Annotated in this window: 16 protein-coding genes; 12 read left to right on the top strand and 4 right to left on the bottom strand. The window is 62.8% G+C overall.

Features of this window, described 5'->3' with window-relative positions; genetic code table 11:
- Nucleotides 1-3 precede the first annotated feature (3 nt).
- A complete protein-coding gene (locus tag ACVWVP_RS05130; RefSeq protein ID WP_457404580.1) occupies nt 4-1,515 on the bottom strand; it encodes an efflux transporter outer membrane subunit in 1,512 nt (503 codons plus the stop codon).
- Between the two features lie 182 nt (nt 1,516-1,697).
- Between ACVWVP_RS05130 and ACVWVP_RS05125 the strand changes: the two genes are divergently transcribed.
- The 5 genes from ACVWVP_RS05125 to ACVWVP_RS05105 all read left to right on the top strand — a co-directional run bounded on the left by ACVWVP_RS05125 (nt 1,698) and on the right by ACVWVP_RS05105 (nt 6,313).
- Nucleotides 1,698-2,666, top strand: coding sequence for a LysR family transcriptional regulator (locus ACVWVP_RS05125; protein ID WP_176995016.1), 969 nt, complete (start codon nt 1,698-1,700; stop codon nt 2,664-2,666).
- Between the two features lie 214 nt (nt 2,667-2,880).
- Nucleotides 2,881-3,855, top strand: coding sequence for a 2-hydroxyacid dehydrogenase (locus ACVWVP_RS05120; RefSeq protein ID WP_178922796.1), 975 nt, complete (start codon nt 2,881-2,883; stop codon nt 3,853-3,855).
- 217 nt (nt 3,856-4,072) lie between these two features.
- Complete coding sequence (locus ACVWVP_RS05115) at nt 4,073-4,975, top strand: chemotaxis protein CheV (RefSeq protein WP_176995018.1); 903 nt, start codon at nt 4,073-4,075, stop codon at nt 4,973-4,975.
- A 3-nt stretch (nt 4,976-4,978) separates the two neighbouring features.
- Complete coding sequence (locus tag ACVWVP_RS05110; protein ID WP_457404577.1) at nt 4,979-5,461, top strand: GNAT family N-acetyltransferase; 483 nt, start codon at nt 4,979-4,981, stop codon at nt 5,459-5,461.
- Between the two features lie 108 nt (nt 5,462-5,569).
- Complete coding sequence (locus ACVWVP_RS05105; RefSeq protein WP_178922792.1) at nt 5,570-6,313, top strand: YkgJ family cysteine cluster protein; 744 nt, start codon at nt 5,570-5,572, stop codon at nt 6,311-6,313.
- 109 nt (nt 6,314-6,422) lie between these two features.
- Here the strand turns inward: ACVWVP_RS05105 and ACVWVP_RS05100 are convergent, their stop codons facing one another.
- From ACVWVP_RS05100 to ACVWVP_RS05090, 3 genes are all read right to left on the bottom strand, one after another.
- Nucleotides 6,423-7,991, bottom strand: coding sequence for a methyl-accepting chemotaxis protein (locus ACVWVP_RS05100; RefSeq protein WP_457404575.1), 1,569 nt, complete (start codon nt 7,989-7,991; stop codon nt 6,423-6,425).
- Between the two features lie 107 nt (nt 7,992-8,098).
- The gene (locus tag ACVWVP_RS05095; protein WP_178922788.1) at nt 8,099-8,881 is read right to left on the bottom strand and encodes a transporter substrate-binding domain-containing protein; all 783 of its coding nucleotides are present in this window, start codon (nt 8,879-8,881) and stop codon (nt 8,099-8,101) included.
- A 163-nt stretch (nt 8,882-9,044) separates the two neighbouring features.
- Nucleotides 9,045-9,278 carry a hypothetical protein gene (locus ACVWVP_RS05090; RefSeq protein ID WP_178922786.1) on the bottom strand — a complete coding sequence of 78 codons (234 nt, stop codon included), beginning with the start codon at nt 9,276-9,278 and terminating at the stop codon, nt 9,045-9,047.
- A 214-nt stretch (nt 9,279-9,492) separates the two neighbouring features.
- Here ACVWVP_RS05090 and ACVWVP_RS05085 point away from each other — a divergent pair, with 214 nt between their 5' ends.
- The 7 genes from ACVWVP_RS05085 (at nt 9,493) to ACVWVP_RS05055 (ending at nt 20,584) form a co-directional block, all read left to right on the top strand.
- Nucleotides 9,493-10,659, top strand: a complete 1,167-nt coding sequence (locus ACVWVP_RS05085) for an efflux RND transporter periplasmic adaptor subunit (RefSeq protein WP_457404573.1) — start codon at nt 9,493-9,495, stop codon at nt 10,657-10,659.
- Nucleotides 10,656-13,751 (top strand): multidrug efflux RND transporter permease subunit, encoded by a 3,096-nt coding sequence (locus tag ACVWVP_RS05080; protein ID WP_457404571.1) that lies wholly within the window; start codon nt 10,656-10,658, stop codon nt 13,749-13,751. Before ACVWVP_RS05085 ends, ACVWVP_RS05080 begins: the two co-directional genes overlap by 4 nt.
- A 9-nt stretch (nt 13,752-13,760) precedes the next feature.
- Nucleotides 13,761-14,438 carry a heavy metal response regulator transcription factor gene (locus ACVWVP_RS05075; protein WP_064450771.1) on the top strand — a complete coding sequence of 226 codons (678 nt, stop codon included), beginning with the start codon at nt 13,761-13,763 and terminating at the stop codon, nt 14,436-14,438.
- A complete protein-coding gene (locus ACVWVP_RS05070) occupies nt 14,428-15,792 on the top strand; it encodes a heavy metal sensor histidine kinase (RefSeq protein WP_457404570.1) in 1,365 nt (454 codons plus the stop codon). The genes ACVWVP_RS05075 and ACVWVP_RS05070 overlap by 11 nt, the downstream gene beginning before the upstream one ends.
- 323 nt (nt 15,793-16,115) lie before the next feature.
- On the top strand, nt 16,116-17,438 hold the full coding sequence (locus ACVWVP_RS05065; protein ID WP_178922778.1) for an OprD family porin: 1,323 nt from the start codon (nt 16,116-16,118) through the stop codon (nt 17,436-17,438).
- Nucleotides 17,439-17,514: 76 nt separating this feature from the next.
- Complete coding sequence (locus tag ACVWVP_RS05060; protein ID WP_178922776.1) at nt 17,515-19,008, top strand: sensor domain-containing diguanylate cyclase; 1,494 nt, start codon at nt 17,515-17,517, stop codon at nt 19,006-19,008.
- A 76-nt stretch (nt 19,009-19,084) separates the two neighbouring features.
- On the top strand, nt 19,085-20,584 hold the full coding sequence (locus ACVWVP_RS05055) for a sensor domain-containing diguanylate cyclase (protein WP_259171930.1): 1,500 nt from the start codon (nt 19,085-19,087) through the stop codon (nt 20,582-20,584).
- Nucleotides 20,585-20,618 lie beyond the last annotated feature (34 nt).

Here is a 20,618-nt window from a genome sequence, read left to right as displayed (position 1 = left end):
TACTCAGTGATCAAACACGGCCAGCGCCGCCGGGGTCTTGCTCGGGAGCGTCTTGGCGTCCTGCGGCACATCGTTGCCCGCTCCCAGGCCACCGCCCAGGGCGGTGATCAGTTCGGCATGGGCACTCAACCGCGCGGCCTGCACTTGCTGCTCGATCTGTTGCTGATGGAACAGCAAGGTCTGGGCGTTCAGCACGTTGAGGTAATCGGTGAGGCCGCGCTGATAGGCGATCATCGCGATGTCGTAGGTTTTCTGCGCCGAGGCCACCGATTGCGCGGCGAAGGTCGCTTGTTTGTCCATGGATTCGCGACGGATCAACTGGTCGCTGATGCCCTTGAGCGCATTGACCAGGGTCTGGTTGTACTTGGCGACGGCAATGTCATAACCCGCGCTGGCTTCGCCCAGTTCGGCGCGCAGGCGGCCGCCGTCGAAGATCGGCAAGGTGATCGCCGGGCCGACGTTGTAGTTGAATTTCTTGCCGGCCAGGAATTCCAGCATGCCGCCGCCGGTGGCCATGTAGCCCAGGCTGCCGACCAAGTCGACGTTGGGGTAGAAGCCGGCATGGGCCACGTCGATACCACGGGCCTGCGCCGCCACTTGCCAGCGGCTGGCGACCACGTCCGGGCGTTGGCCGAGCAGTTGCGCGGGCAGGCTCGACGGCAATGCCAGCGGGGCGGCCAAGGCCAGTGTCGGGCGCTGCAAGTGCGCGCCCTCCCCCGGGCCCTTGCCGGCCAGCGCCGCCAATTGGTTGCGGGTCAAGGCGATTTCTTCATCGAGCGCATCCAACTGGCGATGGGTTTCCGGCAACGGGGTCTCGGCCTGGCTGACGTCGAAGTGGGTGCCGATGCCAGCGTTCAGGCGTTTGTTGGCCAGGTCCAGGATCTGCTGTTGCTGGGCCAGGGTGGCGGCAACGATGTCGCGGTTGGCGTAGTGCAACGACAGTTGGATATAGGCGCGCACCACGTTGTTCTGCAGTTCGAGCTGGGCCAGGCGCGCTTCGGCAACGCTCATGTGTGCCAGGTCGACAGCACGCTCGGTGGTGTTACTTTCACGCCCCCACAGGTCCAGGGCGTAGCTCAGGCCCAGGGACGCATTGTTATCCCAGGTGTTGGCACCGCTGAGTTCACCCGGGCCGTAGAACTGATCTTTCGGCCAGTTGTGGCGCTTGAGGCTGGTGTCGCTGTTGACCTGCAACGACTCGGCCGATTCGGCAACCCCGGCCATGGCACGGGCCTGGCGCACGCGGGCGGCGGCCATGGCCAGGCTCGGGCTGTTTTGCGTGGCGAGGTCGACCCAGCGGTTCAGTTGCGGGTCGCCGTATGTTTGCCACCATTGCGCGGTGGGCCAACGGGCGTCGCGGGCGGCGCTCTGGATCGCTTCGTCGGTGGCCAGGGAATTGACGCTGAGGGCCCGGCCTTGGGGGGCGATTCCTCCGGTTCCGATGCAGCCGCTGATTGCTAACGATAAGGCCAAAACACTGAGAGTCTTTAGCTCTCTGCTGATGCGAAGCGGCACGGCACGCGTATTCCTGAGAGGGTGGAGCGGGAAAGGTGGCGCAATTCTAGGCGGCGGCGTGGAGGACGATAAGCTGGCATTCCTGTGAATCTTTGTTACCGTTCAGGCGATAATCCGTTGGTAGGGATCACTGGACGGCGTAACTTTCTGTCACAATTTGTTATCTCCCCTGAGAACACTCCATGGACACTTTGCAAAACATGCGCGCCTTCAGTTGCGTGGCCGAAGCCGGCAGCTTCACCGCCGCCGCCGTGCAACTGGACACCACCACGGCCAACGTCTCGCGCGCGGTCTCCAACCTTGAGGCCCACCTGCAAACCCGCTTGCTCAACCGCACCACCCGCCGTATTGCGCTGACCGAAGCCGGCAAGCGCTACCTGCTGCGCTGCGAGCAGATCCTGGCCTACGTCGAAGAAGCCGAGGCCGAAGCCAGCGACGCCCACGCGCGCCCGGCCGGGCAGTTGAAAGTCCACACCATGACCGGTATCGGCCAACATTTCGTCATCGACGCCATTGCCCGCTACCGCCGCACCCACCCGGACGTGACCTTCGACCTGACCCTGGCCAACCGCGTGCCGGACCTGCTCGACGAGGGCTACGACGTGTCCATCGTGCTGGCCAGCGAACTGCCGGACTCGGGGTTTGTGTCCCAGCGCCTGGGTATTACCTACAGCATCGCCTGCGCCTCGCCGGACTACGTCAAGGCCAAAGGCTGTGCGCAACGTCCGCAGGACCTGCTCAACCACGCCTGCCTGCGCCTGGTGAGCCCGGTGATCCAGTTGGACAAATGGACCTTCAACGGCCCCGAAGGCCAGGAAAGCGTGGCGATCAACACCTCGCCGTTCCTGGTGAACTCGGCCGATGCGATGAAAACCGCGATCACCAGCGGCATGGGCGTCGGCCTGTTGCCGGTGTACGCGGCCATCGAAGGTTTGCGTAACGGCACGCTGGTACGGGTGATGCCGACCTACCGCTCGCAGGAACTGAACCTGTACGCCATCTACCCGTCACGCCAATACCTGGATGCGAAGATCAAGACCTGGGTGGAATACCTGCGCGGTTCGCTGCCGGAAATCCTCGCCGCGCACCAGGCGGAGTTGGCCGCCTATGAACTGAGCGGCGGCCTGGGCGGCGTGCGCATGGCCACCTGATCTCTAACCGTCAATAAAGATCAAATGTGGGAGCGGGCTTGCTCGCGAAAGCGGTGTATCAGACAAAGATGTATTGACTGACACTCCGTCTTCGCGAGCAAGCCCGCTCCCACATTTTGAGCAGTGTTCACATTGGTTCGGTGGTGTCCTGACAACTTTGGATAAGAATGTTAGCGTGCTTGGCATTCTCCCGTAGTCGATGAGCCCGCCTGCAATGAAAAAGACTGTCCTCGCCTTCAGCCGTATCACCCCGCCAATGATCGAACGCCTGCAACAGGAATTCGAGGTGATCGTGCCCGACCCCAAGCGCGGGGACATCAACGCTCAATTCAATGAAGCCCTGCCCCATGCCCACGGCTTGATCGGTGTGGGCCGCAAGCTGGGTCGCGCGCAGTTGGAAGGTGCAAGCAAGCTGGAGGTGGTGTCCAGCGTGTCGGTGGGCTACGACAACTACGACGTGCCCTACTTCAACGAGCGCGGGATCATGCTCACCAACACCCCCGACGTGCTCACTGAAAGCACTGCTGACCTGGCCTTCGCCCTGCTGATGAGCAGCGCGCGTCGGGTAGCCGAGCTGGACGCCTGGACTAAGGCCGGCCAATGGAAAGCCAGCGTCGGCGCACCGCTGTTTGGCTGCGATGTGCACGGCAAGACCCTGGGCATCGTCGGCATGGGCAATATCGGCGCAGCCGTGGCCCGACGTGGGCGCCTGGGCTTCAACATGCCGATCCTGTACAGCGGCAACAGCCGCAAGACCGCGCTGGAACAGGAGTTGGGCGCCCAGTACCGTAGCCTGGACCAACTGCTGGCCGAGTCGGATTTCGTGTGCCTGGTGGTGCCGTTGAGTGACAAGACCCGTCACCTGATCAGCACCCGCGAGCTGGGCTTGATGAAGTCCAGTGCGATCCTGATCAACATTTCCCGTGGCCCGGTGGTTGATGAACCGGCGTTGATCGAAGCCTTGCAGACCCAGCGCATCCGTGGCGCCGGGCTGGATGTGTACGAGCAGGAGCCGTTGGCGGAGTCGCCGCTGTTCCAACTGAGCAACGCGGTGACCCTGCCGCATATCGGCTCAGCGACGAACGAAACCCGCGAAGCCATGGCCAACCGCGCCCTCGCCAACCTGCGCAGTGCCTTGCTGGGCGAGCGCCCGCAGGATCTGGTGAACCCGCAAGTCTGGAAGGGCTGATTCAGCAGCCCCGATTGCTCCCCTTAACCTGTAGGAGCCCGGCTTGTTGTGGCGAGCGAGCTTGCTCGCGCTGGAGTGCGGAGCGCTCCTAAGCTTTTAGGGCCGCTTCGCAGCCCAGCGGGAGCAAGCTCCCTCGCCACAGGTAACGTCTACAGTTTTTGGCGTGCGGGTCGATAACTCTGTATAGATCGTCATCCCTGATCCACAGAAGGTTTTTATGTCCACCACCAAAGCCCGCGCAGATTCACTCTCGCTTCTGCTCTTTACCTTGCGCAGCGGCAAGCTGATGGCGATCAACCTGCTGAAAGTCAGCGAAATCATCCCCTGCCCGCCCCTGACCCGGCTGCCGGAATCCCACCCGCACGTCAAAGGCATCGCCACCCTGCGCGGCGCCTCGCTGTCGGTGATTGACCTGAGCCGTGCCCTGGGGGAAATGCCCCTGCAAGACCCCGACGGCGGCTGCCTGATCGTCACCGACGTGAGTCGCTCCAAGCAGGGCCTGCATGTGCAGGCGGTGAGCAAGATCGTGCACTGTCTGACCACCGACATTCGCCCGCCGCCCTATGGTTCCGGCGGCAACCGTGCGTTCATCACCGGGGTCACCCAGGTGGAAGGCGGGCTGGTGCAGGTGCTGGATATCGAGAAAGTCATCCACGGCATAGCGCCGGCACCGATCGAAGCGGCGCCCACCGACCTGACCATGGAAGAGGCCGAAGTGCTGGGCAATGCGCGGATTTTGGTGGTGGACGACAGCCAGGTCGCCCTGCAGCAATCGGTGCACACCCTGCGCAACCTCGGCCTGACCTGCCACACCGCCCGCAGCGCCAAGGAAGCCATTGATGTGCTGCTGGAGCTGCAAGGCACGGTGGAGCAGATCAACGTGGTGGTGTCGGACATCGAGATGTCTGAAATGGACGGCTATGCCCTCACCCGTACCCTGCGCGAAACCCCGGATTTCAAGGACCTCTATGTGCTGTTGCACACCTCCCTGGACAGCGCGATGAACAGCGAGAAAGCCCGCCTGGCCGGTGCCGACGCGGTGCTGACCAAGTTCTCCTCGCCCGAGTTGACCAAGTGCCTGGTGGTCGCGGCCCAGACCGTGGCACAAAAGGGCCTGTAAGCCTTGGCCGAATACTTCCAGCTGCTACGCCGCGACCTCCTCGGCAGCCTGCCTGCGCCGCAATGGCCGGCGGGTACACAGCTGGACCATTACCGCGATGAACTGGCCCCGGCAATTCATGCCGTGTTGAGCATGACCCAGGCGCAAGGCGGCGGCCGCGTGGCCAGTCTGGAGGAATGGCGCCAGCAGTTCACCACCGATGCCGAGTTCGACCCCAGCCTGTGCCTGGTGGCCAGTAACCGCGATGGCATCCTTGGCGTGGCCCAGTGCTGGACCAGCGCCTTTATCAAGAACCTGTCCGTACACCCCTGCGCCCAGGGCCAGGGGCTGGGTCGGGCCTTGTTGCTGCACACCTTCCACGTGTTCAAGCAACGGGGCGAACCCTACGTGGACCTCAAGGTGCTGGAGAGCAACGGGCGTGCCCGGCAGTTGTACGAAAGTGCGGGCATGCGGTTTGTCCTGCGCGATGTCGTGCAAGACCACTGATAGGCACTGGCGCACAACTTGCTTCCAGAGAGCCTGAACGGCGGATAGAGGTAAAAACCCGCCGCCGTTCGAGAGTGCCCTCTGACCTTGCCTGGTGACAGATCCTCCATGAATACTCACTTTTCCTGCGTGGGTTGCGGCAAATGCTGCACCGACCATCACGTGCCCCTGACCCTCGACGAAGCCCGGCAGTGGGCGGCTGACGGCGGAAACGTCATTGTTCTGGTGGAGGGTTTCCTGGGCAATGGCCTGGGCCTGCCGCAGGCCCAACGCGAACACGCCGAGCGTCGTTCGGTGGTGGTGCCCAGCGGCAATACCGAGGCGTTTGTGGCAATCACCTTTGCCGCTTACAACGCCGGGCGCTGCCGGAATCTTGACGAAGACGACCGTTGCCGCATCTACGAGCGCCGGCCATTGGTGTGCCGTATCTACCCGATGGAGATCAATCCGCACATTCCATTGAACCCGGCCGCCAAGGACTGCCCGCCCGAATCCTGGGAGCAAGGGCCGGCGCTGATCGTTGGCGGCGAACTGATGGATCAGGAATTAGCCGAACTGATTCGCCGTTCACGCCAGGCCGACCGTGATGACGTGCAAACCAAGGAAGCCGTCTGCGCCTTGCTGGGCATTCGCACCACGGCGCTCAAGGGCGACGGGTTTACTGCCTACCTGCCGGACATGCATGCCTTTGCCCAGGCGATCGCCTTGGCCGTTGACCAGCCCGCCGTGTCAAACGAGTGGGTGTTCCATGTGTCGGGGATGGACATCGCCGAACAGTTGCTGGATGCCGGCGCGCAGATTGCCACCGAGGTGCCGGCCAACTATGCGTTTATTTCGTTGAGGGCTGCGTAAGGCCGACTGGCCTCATCGCGGGCAAGCCCGCTCCCACGGGGAACCGCATTCCAAAATGTGGGAGCGGGCTTGCCCGCGATGAGGCCAGCACATTCAACGCCAACCCAGATCAGTGCCGCTTGCCCCAGAACTCCTGCGCCAGCTGGCGCAAGTCGTCGGCCAGCGTCGCCACATCGCCAGAACTGAGCTGGCTTTGCCGGCCAGCGCTGACGGTGGCCTCACCGGCATTGCGGATGCCGACAATATTGCGATTGATGTCTTCGCTGACCGCGCTCTGTTCTTCCACCGCTGCGGCGATCTGCTGGCTCATGGCGGTAATTTGAGTGACACGCTGGCTGATACCGTCCAGCGCCGCCGCGGCCCGCTGCGCCTGCTGGACACTGGCCTCGACATGTTCGCTGCTGTGGGCCATGGCTTGCACGGCATCGCGCGCGCCGCTTTGCAGGGTGCTGATCATGCGCTGGATTTCGTTGGTGGATTGCTGGGTGCGCTGGGCCAGGCCGCGTACTTCATCGGCGACCACGGCAAAACCCCGCCCCTGTTCACCCGCGCGCGCAGCCTCAATGGCGGCGTTGAGAGCCAGCAGGTTGGTCTGCTCGGCAATCGCGCGGATCACCTCCAGTACGCCGCTGATTTCACCGCTGTGGCTTTCCAGTTGATGGATCACCTGTGTCGCGCGCGCCAGCTCATCGGACAGGCGCAGCACCGCATCGCGGCTCTCATCGACGCGCTGGTGACCTTCACGGGTTTCACTGCCGGCCTGGTCGGCGGCCTTGGAGGCCTCCAGCGCATGGTTGGCGACTTCGGCAACGCTGGCGGCCATCTGGTGGATCGCCGCCGCCACTTGGTCGGTCTGGGCCTGCTGGCCCTGGCTGCTGGCCTGGCTGCTGTCCAAATGCGCCACCAGTTGCGCCGCATGCCCGGACAAACGCAACGACGCATCACCGATGCGCCCCACTACCGCGCCCACCTGGGCTTCGAGCATCTGCAAGGCGAACTCGATCTGCCCGCACTCGTCGCTGCGCCCGGTGTAGATCGCCTGGCTCAGGGGGTTGTCTGCAATCAGCCGCGCCCGCCGATTCAACTGTGCGAGAGGGCGCATGATCACCTTGACCCCCGCAGCCCCCACCGCACACCCCGCCACCAAGGCCAGCAGTTGCCAAGCGAGGGAATAGGTGACCAAACCCAATGCCCAGGTCATACCACTGGTGCCAATCACCCAAGCCGATAACTTCGCCCCCATGCCGAACGCCGGCAGTCTGCGGCGCTTGCCCGCCCGTAACTGCGCATACGCGCGCTCCGCTGCCACCACCCGGCGCGTGTCGGGCTTGGTACGCACCGACTGGTACTCCACCGCCTTACCCTCGCGTGTCACCGGTGTGGCGTAGGCACTGACCCAATAATGGTCGCCGTTCTTGCAACGGTTCTTCACCATGCCCATCCACGACCGTCCGCTCTTCAGGGTGCGCCACATGTGCGCAAACGCAGCGGCCGGCATATCCGGATGACGCAACAGATGGTGGGGTGAACCGAGCAGTTCCTCGCGGCTATAGCCACAAACGTCGATGAAGTCCCCGTTGGCGTAGGTAATCGCGCCTGTCAGGTCGGTGGTCGAAAGGATGTTGGCGTCAGGGGCAAAGTCCACATTTCGACCGGTGACCGGCAGATTGATCTTCATGGATAAGCGCGCTCGTAATTATTGGAGGAGTCGGCAGGGCGTCGACTCTAAGCGCACCGAAAGGGCAAAGATTGATCCAGCTCATGTTCCGCGCAATTAATTAGCCATCACTGCATGGCAAACGGAGCATCAAGCCGATAGGGCTGCAGGATGCGCTGGTATTCGCCGCTCTGCCTCAGTTGCTCCAGCGCGCGGTTGAGTTGGTTGCGCAACGCGGTGTCGGTCTTGCGCAGGGCGATCGATACGCCGTCACCGAGCAGGTCAGCCGAAACGGCGGGACCAAGAAAGTCGAACCCCTCGCCGTCGGCCGTGTCGAGCAGCGCCTCGCGGATCTCCACCGAGCCTTGCAACGTGGCGTCGATATCACCGGCAACCAGGCTGCGGACCAACTCCTGGTTAAGCCAGAAACTTTTGATCAGCACACCTTGCGGCTCCCACTGCGAACGCGCAAAGGCTTCACGATTACTGCCCAGCAACACCCCTACGCGCTTGCCGCGCAGGGAACGCGCAGTCGGCCTCAGGCCTGACGTTCTGCGGGCAACCAGGCGGGTGGTGAAGGGATAGAGGTTGTCGGTGAAACTCACCCATTGGCGCCGTTTCGGCGTCGGCGCAATGCCCATGATCGCGTCGAATTGCCGGGCTTCCAGGGAGGAAAAGTCCTCGACGACCCGCTGGTCGACCCAGGTACATCGCACGTTGAGTTGCGTGCACAGGGCGTTACCCAACTCGATGTTCAAGCCGACCAACTGCCCTTGCGGGTTACGGTTCTGGAAAGGGGGAAAGAGTGCGGCAACGCCGAAACGGATTTCTTCGCGCGGTTGCTCGACGACCGCGACCGCATCAACGGAGAGTAACAAGGCAAGCGCTACACAAATGTGTATCAAGACCACGGAAACATCCTTTTCCTGAAAAACGGCAGCAACCGCCCCAGTCGACATCAACCGGGGCGAGACCAATGCTGCGCAAGCTTTCAAGAAATGGAGACGGACCTACAAGCAGAAATGTCGACTAACGCTGTAGGCAACAATCGACGCAATGTGTGACCCATTACTCTCAGCGTTTACCCATCGAGCGACGTGTACCCGGTGGTGCCATGCCTGGGGTCTTGGTATGGCCGTTCTTGGCACCGCCCTTGTACCAAGGCTGCGCGGCAGGCTTGGCCCCGGCCAATTCCCCCGGCTTGAACGGAAACTTGAACGCCGGGATCTCGGCTTTTTCAACGCTTTGAGCGTCGGCCGGATCGACGAGGTCGGCCGCTTCAACAGGGGGGTGTGTCGGGGAAGTCATGGAAGCTCCGGGGCGTGCAGAAAAGGAGGCGAGGCCGGCTTGCGGGCCCCACTGGCGCGCAGTATACCTGTGCCTCCCTAATCTTTAACCACCGCCTGTACGAATGGTCCTACCTTAACTGACAGCGCTGTCAGATAGCGGTCACTTTGTTGACCGGGTCCACAGGCTATAAGTACGCCTTCATCCTCCCACTTTCTGTCCCGGCGCCCTCAGCATGCTTATTCGACGCAACACCGCCTTGATCGCAGGCATCCTCGTGATAGTGGTCATCGCAGCCTGGGTGTTCACCCGGCCCGCCAAGACCAAACTGGTGGCGTCGACGGCCGTGCCGGTGCGCGTGATCAACGTGGTCGAACAGGACCTGCCGCGTTATGTCAGCGGCATCGGTTCGGTGCTGTCGCTGCACAGCGTGGTGATCCGCCCGCAGATCGACGGCATCCTCACCAAACTGCTGGTCAAGGAAGGCCAACTGGTCAAGGCCGGCGACCTGCTGGCAACCATCGACGACCGTTCGATCCGCGCCAGCCTCGACCAGGCCAAGGCGCAGTTGGGCGAGAGCCAGGCGCAGTTGCAAGTGGCATTGGTCAACCTCAAGCGCTACAAGGAGTTGAGCATCGACGACGGCGTGTCGAAACAGACCTACGACCAGCAACAAGCCCTGGTCAACCAGTTGAAAGCCACGGCGCAAGGCAATCAGGCGGCGATCGACTCGGCCCAGGTTCAGCTTTCGTACACACAGATTCGTTCCCCGGTTACAGGCCGCGTCGGCATTCGTACGGTGGACGAGGGCAACTTCCTTCGCATGAGCGACACCCAAGGGTTGTTCTCCGTCACCCAGATCGATCCCATCGCCGTGGAGTTTTCCCTGCCACAGCAAATGCTGCAGACCTTGCAGGGGCTGATCGCCGCCGAGCACCCGGCCAGCGTCGACGCCTTTCTCGGTGCCGATACCGAAGGTGAACACAGTGAGCTGCTGGGCGAAGGCCGCCTGAGCCTGATCGACAACCAGATCAACAGCACCACTGGCACTATCCGCGCCAAAGCCGAGTTCCGTAACAACACGCAGAAGCTATGGCCGGGCCAGCTGGTGACGATCAAGATCCAGACCGCCCTCGACCGCAACGCCCTGGCCGTGCCGCCGACCGTGGTGCAGCGAGGCCTGGACTCGCACTTCGTGTATCGCGTCAATGGTGACAAGGTGGACATCGTGCCAGTGCAGGTGGTGTACCAGGACAGCGAACTCAATATCCTCAAGGGCATCCAGGCCGGTGACGTGCTGGTCAGTGATGGCCAGTCGCGCCTCAAGTCCGGTGCCAAGATCGAGATTCTCAAGGAGCCACCCCAGGTGATCCAGACCGCTGACGCCAAGGTGCAGCCATGACGGCGCGGGGGTCGGTTTCCGCCTGGTGCATCGACCGCCCGGTCGCCACCCTGCTGCTGACATTTGCCCTGGTGCTGTTGGGGCTGATCGCGTTCCCCAGACTGCCGATCGCCCCCCTGCCGGAAGCCGAATTCCCAACGATCCAGGTGACCGCCCAGCTACCCGGCGCCAGCCCCGACACCATGGCGTCCTCCGTGGCGACGCCGCTGGAAGTGCAATTCAGTGCCATCCCCGGCATGACCCAGATGACCTCCAGCAGCGCCCTGGGCTCAAGCCTGCTGACCCTGCAATTCACCCTCGACAAGAGCATCGACACGGCGGCGCAGGAGGTTCAGGCCGCCATCAACACCGCGGCCGGCAAACTGCCCAGTGATATGCCGAGCCTGCCGACCTGGCGCAAAGTCAACCCGGCAGACAGCCCGGTGCTGATCATCAGCGTCAGTTCCCATGACATGCCCGGTACCGAGTTGAGCGACCTGGTAGAAACCCTGCTGGCCCGGCAGCTCAGCCAGGTCGACGGCGTCGGCCAGATCAATATCACCGGCCAGCAACGCCCGGCGATCCGCGTGCAGGCCTCGCCCGACAAGCTCGCAGCCATCGGCCTGACCCTGGCGGACGTTCGCCTGGCCATCCAGCAATCCAGCCTGAACCTGGCCAAGGGCGCGCTGTACGGCAAGAACAGCGTGTCGACCCTGGCGACCAACGACCAGCTGTTTCACCCGGATGAATACGGCGACCTGATCATCTCCTACAAGAACGGCGCCCCCGTGCAACTGCGGGATGTGGCCAAGGTGGTCAATGGCTCGGAAAACGCCTACGTCCAGGCCTGGGCGGTTGACACTCCCGGCGTCAACCTGGTGATTACTCGCCAGCCCGGCGCCAACATTGTCGAGACCGTAGAACGCATCCAAGCCGAAATGCCGCGCCTGGAAGCCATGCTGCCGGCCTCGGTCCAGGTCAGCGTGCTGATGGACCGCACCACCACCATCCGTGCCTCGCTGCACGAAGTGGAAATGACCCTGCTGATCGCCATCCTGCTAGTGGTGGGGGTGATGGCGATTTTCCTGCGCCAGTGGTCGGCCACCATCATTGTGTCCTGCGTGCTGGGCGTGTCGCTGATTGCCAGCTTTGCGCTGATGTACGTGATGGGCTTCAGCCTGAACAACCTGACCCTGGTCGCCATCGTGGTGGCCGTGGGGTTTGTGGTGGACGATGCGATCGTGGTGGTGGAGAACATCCATCGCCATCTCGAAACCGGCCTGGACAAGCGCGAGGCGGCGATCAAGGGTGCCAGCGAGATTGGCTTTACCGTGGTGTCGATCAGCGTGTCGTTGGTGGCCGCGTTTATCCCGCTGCTGTTCATGGGCGGCGTGGTCGGCAGGCTGTTCAAGGAGTTCGCCTTGACCGCCACCTCGACCATCCTGATTTCCGTCGTGGTGTCCCTGACACTTGCGCCGACCCTGGCGGCGCTGTTCATGAAGGCGCCCCACCATCGGCCCCATGACAAACCCGGCTTTGGTGAACGCCTGCTGGCGGGATACGAAAGAAACCTGCGACGTGCCCTGGCCCATCAACGCACGATGGCAGGTATTTTCCTGCTGAGCCTGGGCCTGGCCGTGGTCGGCTACGTGTTTATCCCCAAGGGTTTCTTCCCGGTACAGGACACCGGTTTCGTGCTCGGCACCAGCGAAGCCGCAGCGGACGTGTCGTATCCGGACATGGTTGCCAAGCACAAGGCACTGGCCGAAATCATGAAGGCCGACCCTGCCGTGCGAGCCTTCTCCCACTCCGTCGGCGTCACCGGCAGCAACCAGACCATCGCCAACGGCCGCTTCTGGATCTCCCTCGTGGACCGGGGTGACAGGGACGTGTCCGCCAGCCAATTCATCGACCGCATCCGGCCCAAGTTGGCCGCAGTACCGGGGATTGTCCTGTACCTGCGCGCCGGCCAGGACATCAACCTCAGCTCGGGCCCCAGCCGCAGCCAGTACCAATACGTGCTCAAGAGCAACGACGGCGCGACGCTCAATACCTGGACCCAACGCCTGACCGAAAAACTGCGCTCCATTCCGGCGTTCCGCGATATTTCCAACGACCTGCAGCTGGGCGGCAGCATCACCCACATCACCATCGACCGCCGCGCGGCTGCACGCTTCGGCCTGACCGCCACCGACGTCGACCAGGCGCTGTACGATGCCTTCGGGCAACGCCAGGTCAACGAGTTCCAGACCGAAATCAACCAGTACCAGGTGGTGCTGGAACTCGACACCCGCCAGCGCGGCAAGGCCGAAAGCCTGAACTACTTCTACCTGCGCTCGCCCCTGACCAATGAGATGGTGCCACTGTCGGCACTGGCCAGCGTCGATGCACCCACGGTCGGGCCGTTGTCCATCAGCCACGATGGCATGTTCCCGGCCGCCAACCTGTCGTTCAACCTGGCGCCCGGCGTGGCCCTGGGCGATGCGGTGATCCTGCTTAACCAGGCGAAAAACGAGATCGGCATGCCGACCTCGATCATCGGCAACTTCCAGGGTGCCGCCCAGGCGTTCCAGAGTTCGCTGGCGAGCCAGCCGTGGCTGATCCTCGCCGCGCTGGTGGCGGTCTACATCATTCTGGGGGTGCTGTATGAGAGCTTTGTGCACCCGCTGACCATCATCTCGACCCTGCCCTCGGCGGGCCTGGGTGCACTGGTCATGTTGTGGCTGCTGGGCCAGGACTTTTCGATCATGGCGCTGATCGGCCTGGTGCTGCTGATCGGTATTGTGAAGAAGAACGGCATCCTGTTGATCGACTTCGCCCTGGAGGCCCAGCGTACACGCGGGCTCACCCCACAGGATGCGATCTTCGAGGCCTGCATCACACGGTTCCGTCCTATCATCATGACGTCCCTGGCGGCCCTGCTCGGCGCCCTGCCACTGATGCTCGGCTACGGCGCCGGCGCCGAGTTGCGCCAGCCACTGGGTATCGCGGTGGTCGGCGGCTTGCTGGTGAGCCAGGCGCTGACGCTGTTCACTACACCGGTCATATACTTGTACCTTGAGAAGTTTTTCCACCGGCCCACACCTGCGCCTGCGTTGGCGACCACACACTGAGGCGGTGTCATGCGCGTCCTGATTATTGAAGATGAAGAAAAAACCGCGGACTACCTGCACCGCGGCCTGACAGAACAAGGCTACACCGTCGATGTAGCCCGCGAAGGTGTCGAGGGCTTGCACCTGGCGCTGGAGAACGATTACGCCGTGATCGTGCTCGATGTGATGCTGCCGGGCCTCGATGGCTTCGGTGTGCTGCGAGCCTTGCGCGCGCGCAAGCAGACGCCGGTGATCATGCTCACCGCCCGCGAGCGCGTGGAAGATCGCATTCGTGGCTTGCGCGAAGGCGCCGATGACTACCTGGGCAAACCGTTTTCGTTCCTGGAACTGGTGGCGCGCCTGCAGGCGTTGACCCGTCGCAGCGGTGGCCATGAGCCGGTGCAGGTGACGGTCGCCGACCTGTGGATCGACCTGATCAGCCGCAAGGCCAGCCGCAACGGCCTGCGCCTGGATCTGACGGCCAAGGAGTTCTCGCTGCTCAGCGTATTGGCACGGCGCCAGGGTGAGATCCTGTCCAAGACCGCCATCGCGGAAATGGTCTGGGACATCAATTTCGACAGTGACGCCAACGTGGTGGAAGTGGCGATCAAGCGCCTGCGCGCCAAACTCGACGGGCCGTTCGAACAGAAACTGCTGCACACCATCCGTGGCATGGGCTACGTGCTGGAGAACCGCAGTGTCGGCTAACTCCATCGCCCTGCGCCTGAGCGGTATGTTCACGCTGGTGGCACTGCTGATCTTCATGCTGATCGGCGGCGCGCTGTACCAGCAGGTGGACCGTGGCCTGGGGTTGTTGCCGGGCGCCGAACTGGACGCACGCTACAGCGTGCTGGAGTCGTCGGTGAACCGCTTCGGCACGCCGGACCATTGGGCGAAAATCACCGCCAAGCTCAAGCTGCTCGGCGAAGAAGACAAGCGCATCCGCTTCTGGGTGGTGAGCAGCGACCCGACGTACGAGTACGGCAACCCCGACGCCCAGATCCGCGCTTTCGCCGAAGGGCCGACCGGCAAGCGCGACCTGCGTCTGCCCGGGCACGAGTACCCGTTCAAGGTGCTGTTGAGCCAGTTCCCGGCCAAGGAACAACGCCCGCCCCTGCGCTTCATGATCGCCATCGACACCGAGAACTTCCGCGCCACCCAGCACCAGCTGCTGATGGCCTTGATCGGCCTGGCCTGTGTCGGCGTGGCGCTGGCGGCGTTGCTGGGCTTCTGGGTCTCGCGCATCGGCCTCAAGCCGCTGGGCAAGCTCTCGGATGAAGCGCAGAAACTCGCCCCGCCCAAACTGTCCGGGCGCCTGCACTTGTCGCCGCTGCCGCCGGAATTGAGCCAGTTCGTCAACTCGTTCAACTCCACCCTTGACCGCGTGGAGCAAGCCTACTCGCGCCTTGAGTCATTCAATGCCGACGTGGCCCACGAACTGCGCTCGCCGCTGACCAACCTGATCGGCCAGACCCAGGTGGCGCTGACCCGTGGGCGCTCGGCCGAGCACTACTTCGAGGTGCTGCAATCGAACCTCGAAGAACTGGAACGGCTGCGCTCGATCATCAACGACATGCTGTTCCTCGCCAGCGCCGACCAGGGCAGCAAGGCCACCAAGCTGATCGAAAGCTCCCTGGCCGATGAAGTGGCAACCACCCTCGATTACCTGGACTTCATCCTCGAAGACGCCCAGGTCAAGGTGAGGGTGCGCGGGGATGCCTTGGTCCACATCGAAAAAGCCCACCTGCGCCGCGCCTTGATCAACCTGCTGAGCAACGCGGTGCAGCACACCGCGCCCGGGCGGGTCATCGAGGTGAACATTGAAGTGCAGGACCATCAGGTGGCAATCGGGGTCACCAACCCGGGAGACGAGATTGCCAGCGAGCATTTGCCACGCCTGTTCGAGCGCTTCTACCGGGTGGATGCCTCGCGCAGCAACAGTGGCGCCAACCACGGCTTGGGGCTGGCCATCGTCAAGGCGATTGCATTGATGCATGGCGGGGATGTGTTTGTGCGCAGTGATGGCGGCGGCAATACCTTTGGCATCACCCTGCCCGTATAGCCCCAAAACACCTTGGCCCAAATGTGGGAGCTGCGGTGTATCAGGTAAGCCCTCCACGTTTCTAACTGTTGCGATTTGGGCAACAGTCATTATCTTGTTACACTCTGTATCGCACCGCTCACCTGCGTTAATTTGACGCACCGATGAGCGAGACGGCAAGGCAGCTTCCCGCTTACCCGAATTTCCCTCGACTTATTTCCAGGGCTCTACACTGGGAATCTGTTCAAAGCCGCTGACTTCAGCGGCTTTTTTTTGCCGTAAAAAAGGCCAGGCACACCCCCACGACATTGGCCGTTTTCGATTGACCCAAAGGAGCTCCACCGGTGAAGAACTCGCTGACGTTCACCCCGTTATTCCTCGCAATTACAGCAACGATTACCCCCCTTGCCCACGCGGCAGACACCACCCCCGCCGACGGTTTCGTCGAAGGCGCCCACCTCACGATCAACACCCGCAACTACTACATGAACCGCGACCGTCGCGACATCCACACCGATGACAGCAAGGAATGGGGCCAGGGCTTTCTCGGCACCTTCGAATCCGGCTACACCCAGGGCACCGTCGGCTTTGGCCTGGACGCCCACGCCATGCTTGGCCTCAAGCTGGACGGCGGCGGCGGCACCGACGGTTCCAGCATCCTGCCCGTGGGCTCGGGCAACGGCAAAGCCCCGGGGTCGTTCTCGACCGCTGGCGGCACGCTGAAAATGCGCGCGTTTGATAGCGAATTGAAAGCCGGCGACCTGTTCCTCAACAACCCGGTGATCGCCGGCGGCATGACCCGCATGCTGCCGCAGACGTTCCGAGGTGTGAGCCTGGCCAACCACAGTTTCGATGGCTGGATGTTCGAAGGCGGCCAGGCCAGTTTCACCAAGCTCTACAACCAGAGCGGTCATCGCCGCATCGGCACCAGCTACGGCGCCTTGCCCGACCACGCCGACAGCCAGCACCTGGACTGGGCCGGCGTGTCCTTCAGCGGCGTGCCAGGGTTGACCAGCAACCTGTACGCCTCCGAACTCAAGGACGTGTGGCACCAGTACTACTACGACCTGGACTACACCTACGCCCTGAACGACCAGGTCAGCCTCAACCCGGGCCTGCACTACTACCGCACACAGGACACCGGGCAATCGCTGCTGGGGGCGATCGACAACAACACCTACAGCCTGCATTTCACCGTGGGCGTGGGCAACCACAGCGTTACCGCCGCCTACCAACGGGTGAACGGCAACACACCGTTCGACTACATCACCCAGGGCGACAGCATCTATCTGGACAACTCCCAGCAGTACTCGGACTTCAACGGGCCCAACGAGCGCTCCTGGAAACTCAAGTACGCCTATGACTTCGCCGGCCTTGGCCTGCCGGGCCTGACGTCTGCCGTGTCCTACATCAGCGGCAAGACCGACCTGACCAAAGTCGACCCCGATAGCCGTGGTTACAGCGCCTGGTACAGCGCCGATGGCAAAGATGCCAAGCATTGGGAACGGGACATTGACCTGAAATATGTGGTGCAGGGTGGCAAGGCCAAGGACCTGGCGGTACGCCTGCAATGGGCGACCAACCGGGGTGGCAAGGGCTACTCGGCGGTGGATCGGGACGTGGATGAATACCGGGTGATCGTGGACTATCCGATCAACGTGTTCTGATTTCCTGTTAACCAATCATTTAATTTTCATCGCGCAGCACTAAACTGCCAGCATCTACTCCGTTGAAGTCTGCGCGATGAGTCAACCCCGTACTGGTAACCTGCCCTCCCGCTCAGAGCTGTTGCTGATGCTGGGCAGTGGTTTCACCGTCCTCCTGATCGTGATCATCGTGGCCGCCCTGCTCAGCCGCGAACATGCCAGCACCCTGCTGGCCGCCAAGCGATCGACCACCAACATTACTCAGCTGATCAATGCCGATGTGCTGCGCAACGTCGAGCTCTACGACCTGGCGCTACAAGGGCTGATCGCCGCCGCCACGCGCAAGGACCTGGCGCATGTGTCAGCCGATATTCAGCACCTTGTGCAGTTTGATCAATCCACCGCCGCGCCCTTCAAGGGCGAAGTGCTGTTGCTGGATGCCAATGGTGCGGTCATCGCCGACTCCTCGACACTGCACCCGACACCGCGCAATTTCGCCAACCGGGATTACTTCCTGGCTCACCAGAACAACAGCACGGCGGGGCTGTTCATCAGCCGCCCGTTCAAGATCCGCTGCGACTGCGATCAGGTGTGGCGCATTGCATTCAGCCGCCGAGTGTCGGGGCCCAATGGCGAATTTGCCGGGGTCGCGGTGGCGACGATGCGCCTGGCGTACTTCGATCAACTGTTCAACCGCCTCACCATCGGCAACGGCAGCTCGGTGAACCTGCTGAACACCCGCGGCATTCTCCTGGCCCAGCAACCGCTGCTGGAACGCGACATGATCGACAAGGACCTGAGTGACCGGCCCAACTTCAAACGCATGTTGCGCGAAGGTGAAGGTAGTTTCCGGGCGATCTCGTCGCTCTCGGGTACAGAGCGGCTGTATACGTTCAGCAACGTCGGCGAGTTGCCCTTGATCGTGGTGGTGGCACTGGCCAGCGAGGACGTCTTTGCGCCCTGGCAACGCGCCGCGCTGCTGACCAGCGGCGCCACCGGCGTGCTGTGCATTGGCCTGTTGTGGCTGACCTGGATGTTGCGCCGGGAGTTGCGCCGTCGCCATCGTGCCGAGGAGGTGCTGTCGGAACTGGCGGCCACCGACGCCCTCACCGGCCTGGCCAACCGCCGCACCCTGGACCAGCGCCTGCGCCTGGAGTGGGAGCGGGCACAGCGCTCCACCGAGTCACTGACGCTGCTGATGATCGACGTGGACCATTTCAAGGCGTTCAATGACCGCCATGGTCATCACGGTGGCGACGCGGCACTGCGCACGGTGGCCCAGGTGATCGGCAGCAATATCCGTCGCCCCGCCGACCTGGCTGCCCGCTATGGCGGCGAGGAGTTTGCGGTGGTGCTGCCCGATACCGACGCCAAGGGCGCCCGGGTCATTGCCGAACACATCCGCAGCAGCATCGAGCATTTGCCCTGGGTGGCCGGCGCCGAACGGCCGATCACGGTGAGTATCGGCATGAGCACCTGGCACAAACGCAACCGCCAACCGCTGGAGGCGCTGTTGCTCAGTGCCGACCAGGCGCTGTACCAAGCCAAGCACAGCGGGCGCAATCGGGTGGCAGAGGCTGGCGCCTGCTGAACGGGCTCATCGGCGATACCCGACAGTGCAATTCAAGGGCTACGCTAAGGGCATCCTTGCAGCAGAAGTACACCCGATGAGCCCGAGCCTGTCCCGCCCAACACGCCGCCCGGAACGCCTGCTGATCGTGGGCAGCGTCCTCACTGTCCTGCTGATCATGGCGATCGTGACGGCCCTGCTGATCCGCGAACACGCCAACACCCTGCAGAGCGCCAAACGCACCGCCAACAACATCACCCAATTGATCGACGCCGATGTGCTACGTAACGTCGAACTCTACGACATGGCCCTCAAAGGGTTGATCGCCGCCACTGAGCGCAATGACTTGCAAGGCGTCTCGGCGAGCATCCGCCACCTGGTGCTGTTTGATCGCTCCGCCGCTGCGCCCTACAAGGGCGATATCCTGCTGCTGGACGCCAATGGCGAAGTGATTGCCGACTCTTCGTTGCTGACGCCCAAGACCGGCAACTTTGCCGACCGTGACTATTTCCAGGTGCATCGCAAGGCACCTGATATCGGGTTGTATATCAGTCGCCCGTTCATGGCGCGGTGCATCTGCGATGACCAATGGCGCATCGCATTCAGCCGGCGCATTTCGTCGCCGGACGGGCGCTTCCAGGGCGTTGCGGTGGCGTCCATGCGCTTGTCGTACTTCCACCAGCTGTTCAGCAGCCTGAACATCGGCAGCAACGGCACCATCAACCTGATCAACCACCAGGGCATCCTGCTGGCGCAGCAACCGATGCTGGAGCTGGACATGGTCGACAAGGACCTCAGCCAGCGCCCGAACGTGGCACGCATGCTTAAGGAGCGCGACGGCAGCTTCCAGGGCACGTCCAGCGTTGACCGCCAGGAGCGGCTATACACCTTTTCCACCGTGGGCACCTTGCCGTTGATCGTGGCCGTGGCGTTGTCCACCGATGAGGTGTTCGCCCAATGGAAGCGTGCCGCCGTGCTCATCAGCCTGGCCACCGGGGTGCTGTGCGCAGGCCTGTTGTGGCTGACCTGGATGTTGAGCAAGGAACTGCGCCGCCGTCATCGCGCCGAACAGGTGCTGTCAGAACTGGCAGCCACCGACGCCCTGACCGGCCTGGCGAACCGTCGCACCCTTGATCAACGCGTGCGCCTGGAATGGGACCGGGCACAGCGCTCAACCGAGCCGCTGACCCTGCTGATGATCGATGTGGATCACTTCAAGGCCTTCAACGATCGTCATGGCCATCATGGCGGGGATGAAGCGTTGCGCAGGGTGGCCCAGGTGATCGGCGATAACATCCGCCGCCCTGCCGATTTGGCGGCGCGCTACGGCGGGGAAGAATTCGCGGTGGTGCTGCCGCATACCGACGCCAAGGGCGCCTGGGTGATTGCCGAGCATATTCGCTGCAGCGTCGAGCGCCTGCCTCGGCTGTCGGTTGATGAGCCGCCGATCACGGTGAGCATTGGCATGAGCACGTGGAACAAGCGCAGCCGTGTGTCATTGGAGGCGCTGTTGTTGAGTGCCGACCAGGCGTTGTATGAGGCCAAGCACACGGGGCGCAACCGGATCGTGGATGCCGCTACGCAACAAAATCTGTGAACCCGATCACTGTGGGAGCTGGCTTGCCTGCGAT

The sequence above is a fragment of the Pseudomonas sp. TE24901 genome, from assembly GCF_054058375.1.
Note: the sequence above shows the minus strand (reverse complement) of the source record. Positions and strands in the feature narration are given on the sequence as shown.

Coding starts and splice junctions, on each gene's coding strand:
- ACVWVP_RS05125 (WP_176995016.1), top strand. CDS start 1,698: ATGGACACTTTGCAAAACATGCGCGCCTTCAGTTGCGTGGCCGAAGCC.
- ACVWVP_RS05120 (WP_178922796.1), top strand. CDS start 2,881: ATGAAAAAGACTGTCCTCGCCTTCAGCCGTATCACCCCGCCAATGATC.
- ACVWVP_RS05115 (WP_176995018.1), top strand. CDS start 4,073: ATGTCCACCACCAAAGCCCGCGCAGATTCACTCTCGCTTCTGCTCTTT.
- ACVWVP_RS05105 (WP_178922792.1), top strand. CDS start 5,570: ATGAATACTCACTTTTCCTGCGTGGGTTGCGGCAAATGCTGCACCGAC.
- ACVWVP_RS05100 (WP_457404575.1), bottom strand. CDS start 7,991: ATGAAGATCAATCTGCCGGTCACCGGTCGAAATGTGGACTTTGCCCCT.
- ACVWVP_RS05090 (WP_178922786.1), bottom strand. CDS start 9,278: ATGACTTCCCCGACACACCCCCCTGTTGAAGCGGCCGACCTCGTCGAT.
- ACVWVP_RS05085 (WP_457404573.1), top strand. CDS start 9,493: ATGCTTATTCGACGCAACACCGCCTTGATCGCAGGCATCCTCGTGATA.
- ACVWVP_RS05080 (WP_457404571.1), top strand. CDS start 10,656: ATGACGGCGCGGGGGTCGGTTTCCGCCTGGTGCATCGACCGCCCGGTC.
- ACVWVP_RS05075 (WP_064450771.1), top strand. CDS start 13,761: ATGCGCGTCCTGATTATTGAAGATGAAGAAAAAACCGCGGACTACCTG.
- ACVWVP_RS05060 (WP_178922776.1), top strand. CDS start 17,515: ATGAGTCAACCCCGTACTGGTAACCTGCCCTCCCGCTCAGAGCTGTTG.
- ACVWVP_RS05055 (WP_259171930.1), top strand. CDS start 19,085: ATGAGCCCGAGCCTGTCCCGCCCAACACGCCGCCCGGAACGCCTGCTG.